The organism is Microcoleus sp. T3_D1, assembly GCF_036700405.1.
GTDB lineage: Bacteria > Cyanobacteriota > Cyanobacteriia > Cyanobacteriales > Microcoleaceae > Microcoleus.
The window spans coordinates 1-14,090 of record NZ_JAUBOV010000028.1 but is presented as its reverse complement, the minus strand read 5'-3'; the positions used below and the strand labels follow the sequence as shown (position 1 = coordinate 14,090).

General features: G+C 47.6%; 10 protein-coding genes. 7 read left to right on the top strand and 3 right to left on the bottom strand.

Annotated elements, in window-relative coordinates; all coding sequences use genetic code 11:
- Positions 1-8 precede the first annotated feature (8 nt).
- Positions 9-3,740 (top strand): methionine synthase, encoded by a 3,732-nt coding sequence (metH, locus tag QT992_RS14670; RefSeq protein WP_333377165.1) that lies wholly within the window; start codon positions 9-11, stop codon positions 3,738-3,740.
- 240 nt (positions 3,741-3,980) lie between these two features.
- On the opposite strand, the gene QT992_RS14665 is transcribed toward metH, so the two are convergent.
- Together QT992_RS14665 and QT992_RS14660 are read right to left on the bottom strand one after the other, a co-directional pair.
- Entirely contained in the window at positions 3,981-4,604 is a 624-nt protein-coding gene (locus QT992_RS14665; protein ID WP_333281880.1) for a hypothetical protein, read from the bottom strand.
- Positions 4,605-4,873: 269 nt separating this feature from the next.
- Positions 4,874-5,200 carry a YbjQ family protein gene (locus tag QT992_RS14660; RefSeq protein WP_333338945.1) on the bottom strand — a complete coding sequence of 109 codons (327 nt, stop codon included), beginning with the start codon at positions 5,198-5,200 and terminating at the stop codon, positions 4,874-4,876.
- Positions 5,201-5,350: 150 nt separating this feature from the next.
- Between QT992_RS14660 and QT992_RS14655 the strand changes: the two genes are divergently transcribed.
- Together QT992_RS14655 and crtO are read left to right on the top strand one after the other, a co-directional pair.
- A complete protein-coding gene (locus tag QT992_RS14655) occupies positions 5,351-6,451 on the top strand; it encodes a tetratricopeptide repeat protein (protein ID WP_333318954.1) in 1,101 nt (366 codons plus the stop codon).
- Between the two features lie 429 nt (positions 6,452-6,880).
- Positions 6,881-8,578, top strand: coding sequence for a beta-carotene ketolase CrtO (gene crtO, locus QT992_RS14650; RefSeq protein ID WP_333318952.1), 1,698 nt, complete (start codon positions 6,881-6,883; stop codon positions 8,576-8,578).
- Between the two features lie 198 nt (positions 8,579-8,776).
- On the opposite strand, the gene QT992_RS14645 is transcribed toward crtO, so the two are convergent.
- Positions 8,777-8,998, bottom strand: coding sequence for a hypothetical protein (locus tag QT992_RS14645; RefSeq protein WP_333318950.1), 222 nt, complete (start codon positions 8,996-8,998; stop codon positions 8,777-8,779).
- Between the two features lie 202 nt (positions 8,999-9,200).
- On the opposite strand from QT992_RS14645, the gene QT992_RS14640 reads away from it, so the two are divergent.
- The 4 genes from QT992_RS14640 (at position 9,201) to QT992_RS14625 (ending at position 14,009) form a co-directional block, all read left to right on the top strand.
- Complete coding sequence (locus tag QT992_RS14640) at positions 9,201-10,301, top strand: saccharopine dehydrogenase NADP-binding domain-containing protein (protein WP_333318949.1); 1,101 nt, start codon at positions 9,201-9,203, stop codon at positions 10,299-10,301.
- Between the two features lie 387 nt (positions 10,302-10,688).
- Entirely contained in the window at positions 10,689-11,039 is a 351-nt protein-coding gene (locus tag QT992_RS14635; RefSeq protein WP_333318947.1) for a hypothetical protein, read from the top strand.
- A gap of 312 nt (positions 11,040-11,351) precedes the next feature.
- A complete protein-coding gene (locus QT992_RS14630) occupies positions 11,352-11,873 on the top strand; it encodes a hypothetical protein (RefSeq protein WP_333318945.1) in 522 nt (173 codons plus the stop codon).
- An 801-nt stretch (positions 11,874-12,674) separates the two neighbouring features.
- A complete protein-coding gene (locus QT992_RS14625; protein ID WP_333343081.1) occupies positions 12,675-14,009 on the top strand; it encodes a hypothetical protein in 1,335 nt (444 codons plus the stop codon).
- Positions 14,010-14,090 lie beyond the last annotated feature (81 nt).

The window sequence follows — 14,090 nt, the reverse complement described above, 5'->3', positions numbered from 1 at the left end:
GACCGCTTATGAATAGCAGATTCCTCGATCGCCTCCACCACCCCTCACGCCCCGTCATCGTCTTCGACGGCGCGATGGGAACCAACCTGCAAGTCCAAAACCTCACCGCAGAAGACTTTGGCGGCAAAGAATACGAAGGCTGCAACGAATATCTCGTCCACACCAAACCCGAAGCCGTCGCCAACGTGCACCGGGGATTCCTCGAAGCAGGGGCCGATGTCATCGAAACAGACACCTTTGGCGGGGCTTCCATCGTTCTCGCCGAGTACGATTTGGCAGACAAAGCATATTATCTCAACAAAACTGCTGCCGAACTCGCCAAGGGTATCGCCGCCGAATTTTCCACGCCAGAAAAACCTCGATTTGTCGCAGGATCGATCGGGCCAGGCACCAAATTGCCAACATTAGGACACATTGATTTCGACACACTCACCGCCGCTTTTGCCGAACAAGCAGAAGGACTTTATGACGGCGGCGTTGACTTATTTATTGTCGAAACTTGTCAAGATGTGCTGCAAATTAAATCAGCATTAAATGCCATTGAAGAAGTATTTAAGAAAAAAGGTGCGCGGATTCCATTAATGGTATCAGTCACAATGGAAGCGACCGGCACAATGTTAGTCGGTTCCGACATCAGCGCCGCCCTCGCGATTTTGCAGCCGTACCCGATCGACATTTTAGGCCTGAACTGCGCCACCGGGCCCGATCGCATGGCAGAACACGTCAAATACCTTTCCGAACATTCGCCCTTCGTCGTTTCCTGCGTTCCCAACGCCGGTTTACCCGAAAACATCGGCGGCCACGCCCACTACAAACTCACGCCCATAGAATTAAAAATGGCCTTGATGCGCTTTGTCGAAGACTTAGGCGTACAAGTCATCGGCGGCTGCTGCGGAACCCGCTACGATCACATCCGCGAACTATCAGAAATTGGCAAAACTCTTAAACCCAAAATCCGCGAAATTACTTGGGAACCATCCGCCGCCTCAATTTACACCGCCCAACCCTACGAACAAGAGAATTCCTTCTTAATTGTCGGCGAAAGACTCAACGCCAGCGGTTCCAAAAAATGCCGCGATTTGCTAAACGCCGAAGACTGGGACGGTTTAGTAGCAATGGCTAGGGAACAAGTGCGAGAAGGCGCGCACATTCTCGATGTCAACGTTGATTATGTCGGCCGCGACGGCGTGCGAGACATGAAAGAATTAGTTTCCCGCGTTGTGACTAATGCCACTCTCCCTTTAATGCTGGATTCCACCGAATGGGAAAAGATGGAAGCAGGATTAAAAGTTGCGGGCGGCAAATGTTTGCTGAATTCCACTAACTACGAAGACGGAGAACCGCGTTTTTATCAAGTTTTAGAGTTGGCGAAAAAATACGGCGCGGGCATAGTTATCGGGACGATTGACGAAGACGGGATGGCGAGAACCGCAGACAAAAAATTTGCGATCGCCCAGCGCGCCTATAACGCCGCCGTCGCCTACGGAATTCCCGCCGAGGAAATCTTTTTTGACACCCTAGCTTTGCCCATTTCTACCGGGATTGAAGAAGACAGAAAAAACGGCAAAGCTACCATCGAATCCATCCGCCGCATTCGCCAAGAATTGCCCGGTTGTCACGTAATTTTAGGAGTTTCTAACATTTCCTTCGGCTTGAATCCGGCGGCGCGGCAAGTTTTGAATTCCATGTTTTTGCACGAAGCAATGCAAGCGGGGATGGACTCGGCAATTGTCAGCGCCAATAAGATTTTGCCCCTGGCCAAAATCGACCCCAAACACCAAGAAATCTGCCGTAAACTCATTTACGACGAACGGGAGTTTGACGGCGAAATTTGCGTTTCCGACCCCTTGGGCGACCTGACAACCGTGTTTGCGGGCAAAACTACAAAGCGCGATCGTACAGAAGACGCAAGCCTCCCGGTAGAAGAACGCCTCAAGCAGCACATCATCGACGGCGAACGCATTGGGCTCGACATCCAACTCGCCAAAGCATTAGAAACCTATCCGCCCCTCCACATTATCAATACTTTCCTGTTAGACGGCATGAAAGTAGTCGGAGAATTGTTCGGTTCGGGACAAATGCAACTGCCATTTGTATTGCAGTCAGCAGAAACCATGAAAGCGGCAGTTGCCTATTTAGAACCGCACATGGAAAAGTCCGAATCCGGGGACAACGCCAAAGGCACATTCATCATCGCTACTGTCAAAGGCGACGTTCACGACATCGGCAAAAACTTGGTTGATATTATTCTATCAAACAACGGCTACCGAGTGATTAACTTGGGTATTAAACAGTCGGTTGACAATATCATCGAAGCCTACGAAAAGCACAAAGCCGACTGTATTGCCATGAGTGGCTTGCTGGTAAAATCCACCGCATTTATGAAAGAAAATCTGGAAGTATTCAACCAGAAAGGAATCACCGTTCCGGTAATTTTGGGCGGCGCGGCTTTGACTCCCAAGTTTGTACATGAAGACTGCCAAAATACCTACAAAGGTAAAGTAGTTTACGGCAAAGATGCGTTTTCCGACTTGCACTTTATGGACAAACTCATGCCAGCAAAATCTGCTGGTAAATGGGAAGATTTGCAAGGATTCTTAGATGAAATAGGGCAGGAGAATGGGGCGGTTAAAGAAGCTAAGGCGGCGCCAGAAACTTCTGTAGAAGATGCCAAGAAAGCAGACACTCCTGTGGTGATAGATACCAGGCGATCCGAAGCAGTTGCAGCAGATATCGATCGCCCGACTCCTCCTTTCTGGGGAACGAAACTGTTGCAGGGAGAAGACATCCCCTTTGAGGAGATTTTCTGGCACTTAGATTTGCAAGCATTAATCGCCGGTCAGTGGCAGTTCCGCAAGCCCAAAGACCAATCGCGGGAAGAATACGACGCTTTCTTAGCTGAGACAGTTTATCCGAAATTGGAAGAGTGGAAACACAAAATTATCACTGAGAAGCTGTTGCATCCCCAAGCAATTTACGGGTATTTTCCCTGTCAAGCTGAAGGCAATTCTTTGTATGTGTATCAGCCCGAAATCATGAATGGCGGGCAAACAATAATCAGTGGCGGGCAAACAATAATCAGTGGCGGGCAAGATGCCCACCCCACAACAGAAAGTGGCACAGGCATCTTGCCTGTGGCTGGAACAGAAAGTGGCACAGGCATCTTGCCTGTGGCTGGAACAGAAAGTGGCACAGGCATCTTGCCTGTGGCTGGAACAGAAAGTGGCACAGGCATCTTGCCTGTGGCTGCAACATTCACATTTCCCCGGCAAAAATCGGCCCGCCGGCTGTGCATTGCCGACTTCTTTGCGCCCAAAGAATCGGGTAAAATCGATGTATTTCCGATGCAAGTAGCGACAGTGGGAGAAATTGCTACAGAGTACGCGCAAAAGCTCTTTGCTAACCATCAATATACCGACTATCTCTACTTTCACGGATTAGCGGTACAGACAGCGGAAGCAATAGCAGAATGGACTCATGCGCGAATTCGTCGCGAATTGGGATTTGGTAGCGAAGAACCGGACAACATTCGCGATATGCTAGCGCAAAGATATCGTGGTTCACGGTACAGTTTCGGCTATCCCGCTTGTCCGAACATGGCGGATCAGTACAAGCAACTGGAATTGTTAAAGTGCGATCGTATCAACCTCTACATGGATGAAAGCGAACAACTTTATCCCGAACAATCAACAACCGCAATTATCACCTATCACCCAGCGGCCAAATACTTCAGCGCTTAATTTATAGGGTGCGCTATCAGCACCTTTCTCTCGTTTTTCTCGTTCCTTCTCCTCGTTCCCAGGCTCTGCCTGGGAACAAAGAGTCGCAGGCTCTGCCTCCATTTAAAAAACAGGAGGCAGAGCCTCAAGAAATGCGTTCCCAGGTAGAACCTGGGAACGATAAACCAAATTAAAGCAACAAAAAAGCACCTTAACAAAAGTGCTTTCATGAATATGAACTTTCCGTGTCTGACGAAACTTTTATGAGTAATTCCGGGGAGTGCGCGCACCGGCAGAGGCTCCTACCATCGAAGCAACTAAACCCAATAGTGAGCCGAACAAAAACGACCAACCAGCTTTCGCGGCATTACCAGCAATATTGCGAGTATCCTGAGCAGATACGTTAGGTGCTCGGTTCGGCAAATCGACCCCGCCCTGCTGCGCTTGATTAATTGCTTCTCCCGCATTCGCAGCTATTACGCCAAAAGTACCGGCCACGCCATTTGCTAACAGCCAAGAGCCAATTGTTAAGGTAGTTGCCCACAAAATTGCTCCGTTCAAAAGCGCTGTGTTGCGATTCATCGGGCCGCAAGCGCGAGCAGTTACCCAACCGCCAACTGCCAAGCTAATTAACAAACTGATAATTGACCAAATTCCGACGCCGGCACCCACGTCCCCTGAAATACTGCGCGGAGCTCCTGAATTAGCAATGTTGCTCAAGCCGATCGCAGCGCCCAATGCACTTAACACCAGTTGTGTGCCGATCGCAATTACCAAACCAGAAAAAATCGGGCCCCAACGTACTCGATCGTGGTATTCCATCACTGAATTTACGACCACGGGTTCGGTACCAACGTTATCTACAGGTCTATTTACGTATGACATAGGTTTTTTTTTCCTCTGAGACTTGCTTTAATTTTTAACCATCTTTCACCTAAGCATTGATTGTGGCTGAGATTGATAAAAACTATATCTGCCTGGGGAAATAACCAGTATCTATGTCTGAAGAAATAAACGAAAAAGTCATCACCCCTCAGCCAGCCGCTATTAGCTAATGACTGATGACTGATGACTGATGACTAATAACTATTTTATCCCGTTAGAAAAGTTCCAGGATGTATACAGGAAATGCGGACGTATAAAGGAAAGACAGCTTAACGCAATCTTACAGCCGTTCCAACGGCAGTAATCAGCAGCAAAGCCCCGCTGGAGTCTACATTAATCGTGCCGGTGTCCACTTCCACCCCGATTACGGCATTGGCGCCGAGGCGCTGGGCCCGTTTTTCCAGTTCCGCGAGGGCATCTCGCTGTCCTTTGAGAAACACTTCCTCGTAACTGGCGGTGCGCCCGCCGATGATGTCGCGAATGCCCGCGAAGAAGTCTCGCAGGGCATTGGTGCCGTAGACAACCTCAGCAGTTACAATTCCCAGGTAAGATTGAATTTCTGCTCCTTGGATGATATCAGTTGTTGTTACAATCATCAGTTGGCCTCAATCGCGAAAATTTTGAGTGGGTCTTGTTCTGTAGATTTACTACATCTTGCCGCTCAAACATTCCTGGTAAACCCTAAGCTGTCAGCTTAACAAGGTGACAGCCACTCGCTCTTCCATTCCACACACTCTTTGAAACAAATGGCCGTGTACAAACAAAGTCTCTTGGTATTCAGTACGTTGCTAGTAGCAGGATTGGCTGTCGCAGCGCCGCAGATAGCGCTCTCAGCAGAAACAGTCGTTCAAGTCAACCCTCAAAATGATTCAAATTTAGATGCTCTGCTGCGACAAGGGCGCGAGTTGGTAGATATAGGAGACTACAGTAAGGCGATCGCCATTTATCAGGAAGCGGCGCGTTTAGATACGGAAAACCCCCGGATTTTTTCGGGTATTGGCTATTTAGAAGCGCGTCAGGGCAATTATCAAGCCTCAGTAGAATTTTACCAACAAGCGATCGGTCTGGAACCCAACAATGCGGACTTCCAATACGCATTAGGATATGCTATGGCGAATTTGCAAAACTATCCCGCTGCAGCCACAGCTTACCGTCGCGCCGCTGCGCTCGATCGCAAAAATGTCAATGCGCGGATCGGTCTCGGAGTGGTACTCTTTCAGCAAAAAGATTACAGCGGTTCTTTTAAAGCATACCAAGAGGCGCTCGCCCTCGATCCGAAAAGTTGGCAAGCTTATTCTTCAATGGGTTTAGTATTGATCCAGCAGGGAAATTTTGCCAGTGCTGTCACCGTGCTCCAACAAGCAGCCGAACTCGCTCCCAAACAAGCCGGTGTCCAGTTAAAATTAGGCAGTGCTTTGCTGCGTGCCGGCTATACTTCCGAAGGGCTAGCAGCTTTTGAAGAAGCTGCCAAATTGGAGCCCCGGAATCCTGAAGTGCAGCTAGAAATTGGCGAACTTCTCCAGGCTCAAAACGACTTCGACGGAGCGCTTGTAGCTTATCAGCGGGCTATTGGGGTGCGACCCAATTTAGTGGAAGCACACGCAGGAATCGGGGAAATTCAACTGAAAAAACAAGATTTTTTAGGAGCGATTGCCACTTTTAGGCGAGTGATTGGACTCGATCCAAACCGGGCAGAAGCTTATTACAATATGGGTACGGCACTCAAAGCGCGCGATCGCAAATCCGAAGCAATTGAAGCTTTTCAAAAAGCCCTCGACACTTACCGCCAGCAAGGTAACAATGATGGTGCAACAAAAGCTGAGGCGGCGCTTCAGCAACTAAAGTAAAATGTCTCAATGTACTAATTGGTAATTGGCTAGCAGTTTTGAGTGTGGACTAACTAATTTTCCTAGGGCTTAACTCCTTCCAATCGCCGTGTTGCAAGGAAAAAATCCCTCTCAAAACTGTTTCTATTCCCTATTTCCTATGCCCTTTCCTGTTCCTTCTTCCTTGTTACTTGTTTGCTTAAGTTTTTACTTAAATGCAGATAAATGTGGCGAAATATAGTATAATAGTGGCGCGATTGGAGAAGGGCGTTCGCTCTCTAAGTTTAAGAAGAAATAAGGCGATCGCACAACAGCATTTTGTCAAAGCTCCATCTTTTGTAAGATGCTAAAAAGGCTTACTGACAATGAATCTATTACTATTGGTAGAGACGGCTAAGTTGTTAACATTTGTAAAATTAAGCAAAATATCCTATCCCTAGAGCTTCATCTATGCAAACGTATGACGTGATTATCATCGGAGCCGGTCACAACGGGCTGGTCTGTGCGTCTTATCTCCTCAAAGCGGGCTATACGGTCTTGTTGTTAGAAAAACGTTCGGTTCCCGGCGGCGCGGCAACTACTGAAGCTGCGATTCCCGAATTGCCGGACTTTAAATTCAATATGTGCGCGATCGACCACGAATTTATCCATCTAGGGCCAGTTGTAGAAGAATTAGAACTGGAAAAACACGGTTTAGAATATCTTTTCTGCGATCCAGTTGCCTTTTGTCCGCATCCCGACGGCAAATATTTCTTAGCGCACAAATCTGTAGAAAAAACTTGTGCTGAAATTGCCCGCTACAACGAGCGCGATGCTAAAAAATATGCCGAATATACAGACTTTTGGCAGCGGGCTTTAGGTGCAATGGTTCCGATGTTCAATGCACCACCAAAATCCATCATAGATATTCTGGGCAACTACGATATTTCAAAGATCAAAGATTTATTGTCAGTCATCGGTTCCCCCGACAAAACGCTGGACTTTATTCGCACGATGCTCACCAGCGCTGAAGACATTGTAAACGAGTGGTTTGACGAGGAATTTATCAAAGCACCCCTCGCCAGATTCGCCTCAGAACTCGGCGCGCCTCCTTCGCAAAAAACCCTGGCTGTAGGCGCAATTATGCTGGCAATGAGACACAATCCCGGCATGGCAAGACCGCGCGGAGGGACGGGTGCATTAGTGCAAGCGCTGCTTAATGTAGTGAAAAGTTACTCTGGTGTGGTACTTACCGACCAGCACGTCGAGAAAATATTAATTGATGACGGTCGCGCTGTGGGAGTTCGAGTTGCCAACGGCACGGAATACCGCGCTACAAAAGGTGTCATTTCTAATATTGATGCTAAGCGCTTGTTTCTGCACTTAATGGACTCCAGCGATGTTGACAGTGCCGACCCGGATTTGCGGGAAAGATTGGAGCGCAAAATTGTTAACAACAACGAGACTATTCTCAAAATAGACTTAGCTCTAAATGAAATGCCCAAGTTTGAGCGCTGGAATCATCGGGACGAATTTTTAATCGGTTCGGTTTTAATTGCAGACTCGGTGAGACACGTTGAAATCGCTCACAGCGACCCTTCGATCGGCCGAATTCCCGACTCAGACCCATCGATGTATGTGGTGTTTCCGACGGTACTAGACCCGTCAATGGCTCCTCCCGGACATCATACAGCTTGGATTGAATTTTTTGCTCCTTACATGATCGAAAATGCTGAAGGAACCGGCCAGCACGGTACGGGTTGGACGGATGAGCTGAAAAACAAAGTTGCCGATCGCTGCATCGATAAATTAGCCGAATACGCGCCAAATATCAAAAATGCAATTATCGGCCGCCACGTGGAAAGTCCGGCGGAATTGGGAGAGCGTTTGGGCGCTTTGAAGGGAAATTATTATCACGTTGACATGACGCTAGATCAGATGATATTTTTCCGTCCTTTGCCGGAGTTGGCGAATTACAAAACGCCGATCGACGGTTTGTTTCTGACGGGGGCGGGAACGCATCCGGGCGGCTCGATTTCGGGGATGCCGGGACGCAATACTGCTCGCGTTTTCATGCACTCGCAGCAGCCTTTCGCGCAGACTTTGGCAGATGCGGCTAATACTCTGAAAGCGAAGGGTAAGTCGGTATTTCGGAGTAATGAGAAGTAAGATTTTTAGCAACCGCAGATGAACGCAGATAAACGCAGATGAATCACATCTGCGTTTGTTTGTATTGATTTATCAGTGTGCAAGTGCCAGAAATTTTTCCGGTTGATTCCCTGTGATATCCAATCCGTTAGCATCGGAATAGTAAATTCGAGTTCACTGTTCACGGCGTTGACTGTTCACGGCGTTGACTGTCAACCGTCAACCGTCAACCGTCAACATCATTCCGGTGTTACCGGAAATGATATGAATGGAAAACCATTTGCGATCGCCCTCAATAGCCTTTCTAAATCCTGTGCATCTTTCGCGCTTGGTGGCGACGGTTTGCGTTTCATCAAATCTGTTTAAATATTTTTGGCTCAGATAGTATATTCCATCGATAAAATTCTCAATATTACAAGAACAAGTTAACGCTGAAGGCATTTTTAAACTTAGTGTCGCAGCCAAACCTCTAATGAAAGCAGAACAGGCAAGTCCCTGGTAGAAGTCGCTCCCCATCGGCATATCAGGGCGATCGCCGCCGATCCCCCACCCTCTCGCATTCTCCTCAATTCATACTTTATGCGGATGAAAACGTCGGCCCCAAGTTGAGAAACTGAGAAATGGCGTTACCCTTTTTTTAGCGATGGCAAACCGAGTTTTGATTGTCGGCGGGCGGGGACGAATTGGCAGCAGTGTTGCCCAAGACCTTGTTACCCATACCGACGCGGAAATTACTGTTACCGGACGCAACTCTGAAGCCTCTATTGGGCCAGGATTGCCCCCCGATCGGGTGCAGTACCAAACTTTTGATTTAGCGGACAGTGCAGCCCTGCAAAAAGCTGTTTCAGAGTCTAATCTTGTCGTTCACTGTGCGGGGCCTTTTCACTACCGAGACGCTGGCGTGCTGAAAACTTGCATCGAAGCAGGTGTTAATTATACTGATGTCAGCGACAGCCGCAGTTTTACTCGCAGAGCTTTAGAATTGCGCGAAGCCGCTAAAAATGCTGGGATTACTGCTATTATTAATACGGGCATTTTCCCCGGTGTGTCTAACAGCATGGTGCGCCGAGATGTGGAACAATTAGATGAAGCAGAACACATCCATTTGAGTTATGTAGTCGGAGGATCGGGCGGTGCTGGCGTTACCGTCATGAGAACCACTTTTTTAGGTTTGCAAACACCTTTTGAGGTTTGGGCCGATCGCAAGTGGCAGCAAGTAAAACCCTACAGCAAGCGCGAAACAATTGAATTTCCGGCACCCTATGGCAACACAGGCGTTTACTGGTTCGATATGCCGGAAGCAATCACTTTGCCCGAAACTTTCCCCGTCAAATCAGTTGTGACTAAATTCGGTACGTCTCCCGACCTTTACAATCACCTTACCTGGTTTGTTGCTAAGTATTGGCCCGCTAGCTGGCTCAAAAATAACTCCGTGATTGAATTTCTCTCCTACGTCAGTTATGGGATGACCAGTGTTACTAATAGTTTTAGTGGGGTTGGTGTGGCAGTGCGATCGCAAGTGACCGGTCTCAAAAACGGTCAACCCGCTAAAGTTTGCTCGACAGCGATACACCCCAGTGCTGCCGTCGCTACGGGCATCGGTACTGGCAGCATAGCTCAATTAATGTTAGAAGGAAAGCTGGACAAACCGGGAGTTTGGTCGGTCGAACAAGCTCTTTCTACTGAGCTATTTGAACGATCTATGCAGAACAGAAACCTAGACATAGAGCAGGTGGTTTTGTAGTTAGTTAGGTTATTTATAGCAATTTAAAATGTTGGGAAATGGGATTGGTGCGCGAACTGCGAAGACGCGAAAGACGCGCCGAAAAAGAAGAGTCAGGGGCTTCGTAATTGATGGGAAAACCCCTAGATAGGGTTCTTCGCAGGAAGTGCGATCGCCCCTCAGAGGAGATGAGTTCCGCTTGTCTAACTAATCTATCTTTTGGTAGAAGGAATAGTAACAAGCAGGCGCTTAAGATATGGGACATGACGGGAAACATCCCTTTTGGCTCGCTCTAGATGCGGTAGCTGCGACAAAGATTGCGCTTGAACCAAGGTTGTAAATGTGCGATCGCAGTGAAGGGGCGACAAACACCATAATTTTTGCGGAAAAATACGAGGAGAAGTTGATATGAAGCGGGTTTTAAAAGCTCTCGGACAAAGATTGAGCCAAAGCATTTTGCTGGTATGTACGCTGGCTTTCATTGGTCTGTTAAGTCTAGCGGTAGTACCCAGTCAGGCTGCTTACGCAGGTCAAGACAGAACTCAGGCGCCGCCAGAAGCTAAAATTACTGACCCCGCAGAAAGTTTCGAGGATCTCAATCCCCAAGCAGCTTACGAAGAAATAGTCAAAACCTCTCAAAATCCTGCAAACGTCGAGAAAGCTTACGACGAAAGCTTAAAGGAGTACAAGGGAGAACACCCGCAAGAAGGCATAGTTCAACAAGCTGAAGAGTTGATCGAAAAGGTCACGGGCAACTAATAAATCAAGAGATTTATATCTAACTCAAGTTGCTGGTAAATACACAGCTTCAGTGAGTAGACACTTGAGCCGAGTTCAGAACTCACTTGAAAATAATTATCTAGGGTGCGCCTCGGCGCACCTTATCGCTTGAGAGCAGCGTGTAAAACTCGTTTTTGAGTCGAGAAGTATGTTATCATTTCCCTCATTTTTAAGCTAGCAGCTTTCCCTCATTTTTAAGCTAGCAGCTTCATCCTTAAGGCAGATGAATAGATATGAATTTAAAAGGTAAATTTAATAATAGTTACATTTAGATAAAAGGAAAAAAATATCATGAGCGATGACAAAAAAACGGTACATGAACCTGATGCTAACCTAGACCCGATTTCCGGGGAAAAAGGGGCTCATCCAGTCGCAACGGGTATTGGTGCGGCGGGTGCGGGTGCTGCAGGTGCTGCGATCGGCGGTGCCATCGGCGGGCCTGTAGGAGCAGTTGTGGGGGCTGTGATAGGTTCGTTTAGCGGCGGTTTGGTGGGCAAAGGTGTGGGCGAGGCGATCGACCCCACGGTAGAAGATGCTTACTGGCAAAGCAACTACAGTTCCCGTCCTTACGCCGACACTAGCGCGACTTACGAAGACTATCAGCCTGCATACCGCACTGGTTATGAGGGATACAGTCGCTATGGCGCTACTGGTAAGAAATACCACGAGATCGAACCGGATTTGCAGCGCGACTACGAAACAAATCGCGGTAAGTCTAAAGTGAGTTGGGAAAAAGCTAAGCACGCCACGCGCGACGCTTGGGATCGGGTGGAACGGGCTGTTCCTGGTGACATTGACAAAGACGGCCGCTAAGGGCTTACGCCAAGTATTTTTCAGTCTTTGACGCACACAAACTAAAGCGTTTCGGTGATTTTTAGCCGGGTACCGGAATGCAGGAAAGTGTCTTGATAAAAAAACCCGGTTGCTGCGTCTTGAACTGTTGTTGAGAGGTTGCACAGTTTTCAACGCGAGATTAGCGAAGTTTTTGGGGATTTTGAGCCCTTCTCTACATCAGAGAGGGGTATTTTTACGTTAAGTTGAAATCGCATTTTTCAGCACGATTTTTCTTTCATATCATGTTCGATCGAGTGACCGCGATTAAGGGAGCATCTCAGTTTTGTAAAAAGCATTTTTTTATTGTAGTGCGAGCGTCCCCGCTCGCGTATTGTACAATACGCGAGCGGGGACGCTCGCACTGTAAATCCAAAACTGAGATGCTCCCGCGACTAAAAGGGCGGGTTTTTGAGATGGTCAATTATTGGCAGATATTTTTCGTGAACCCGCCCCTACCATATTAGGGGTAATCGACCGGAAATGATATCACAGGACTATTCGCTGGGAGAACTCGCTAAAAACCTATAGGCTTTGCTGTGCGAGACGATCGCACTCCTAATAAACGCTTTTTACCAAATTGGGATGCTTCCGTTTGAGATTAACATTTTTTTTTGACTATTAGCCTTAAAATTAAACTAATTCAGGACTGAGGCATCATCGCATATTTTTGTCATTGTTCGCGATGCGCTTTCTTCAATCGCAGCCGGATCGTAAAGCGTCGGTGGCTTCAAGTCCGATAATTGTTAATCTAAATCCTCTCATTCAAAATTGGTATTACTTGTGGATGAAATGTTGGAAAGAGCTTGGACACTCAAGCAAAATTTAATTGACTTTGTTCTAGATGCTGAGGGAGAGTTGGCGGTAGCTTTGGAAGCTTATGCTGCAGCTCGATCGACCGGCGAGCGCTACGACATTGCTCAGCAAAATCAAGTGATTGACAGTTTTACAGTCGAAGGTAAAGTCGGAGAGAAAACGCCGATCGACCTCTTTGTCGAAAGTCAGCCAGATTTAACCGAGAGCGAGCGTAGCTTGCTGGAAAGTTGGGGGCACAGAAGCTTCACAGGCTTATTTGAAATCACTCAACTTTTCCCCGACAGGTTTGAACTGATGAACTGGCTGACGGCAAAGCACTACGTTGTCAAGCCCAACAGTCCTAATTTGCTTGCAGAAATGTCTCGCTTTAAGTTAGGAGAAATCTTGCGGGCTCGGATTTCTCCCCTCACCGATGACTGGTGGATACTTTCGAGCTCTCCCATCCTGATGGGGAAATTGGGTAAGCCGAAGTTGGCGGTGGCGATCGGCAATTTCAAGCAAAATCAGAAAAATAACCTGTACAGCGATGCGCCGGAATTGTTAGAGCAAGCTTGGCAGTCGGTAGAACACTACCACGAAGATTTTACCGAATTTTTTGGCAGTGAGGAATTGACGCTATCGGGATATCACCTGAATAAACAGTTGGCTGAATTTCAGGAATTTATCACTAAAAAACGCCTAGCTGATATGGGCGTTGATGGAAGTAAATCTCTGGCGGATATCGTTGAAGATGCCGGAGTCGATCGAGAAGAAGTCAAAGCAGCAGCAATTGCGGCTGCAGGTGCTGATGCTAAAGCAGTTGAGGTAATGCTCGACAGCAATGCTAGTTCAAAAATGGTAATGCCGAAAGTCGAATTGCCCGATCGCTTCAAGAAAGCCGAACAGGTGACAGCACTTTCTCATCCTCGCTGGGGACAAACCTTTTTGTCTACTTATGCTCAATTTACTGCACTGCTAGCAGCAGAAGACTTTTCAACCGTTCCCGGTTACGAGAAGCTGGTTCGCAACTATCTAGAAGATCCTGCAATTAATGTCTGGATTTGGCAACGGTTAGCTAAAGTTAATCCAGCGAAATTAGAACAAATTTTGCAAACTGTATTGCAACGTACAGACTTTCAGCTCGATCGCGATTTAGATGCCTTGCTGCAAGAGTTTAAAAAACCCTTAGAACCCGAACTCCCGGAAATTGCCAGCGTTCCCGTGCACCTGCACAACTTATTTCAGGAAGCTTTAGGCGAAGTTAATAAGTCAAAGTCTAAACCGCAGGAGAAAAAGAAAAGCTCTAAAGGCTTTAAATCCTAACCAGCTAAGGAATGAGAATTAAATAACTTCCACAAGTTTGTGGGATGGGCGTCCCGCCCGTCCAAAAAGGACGGGCGGGAC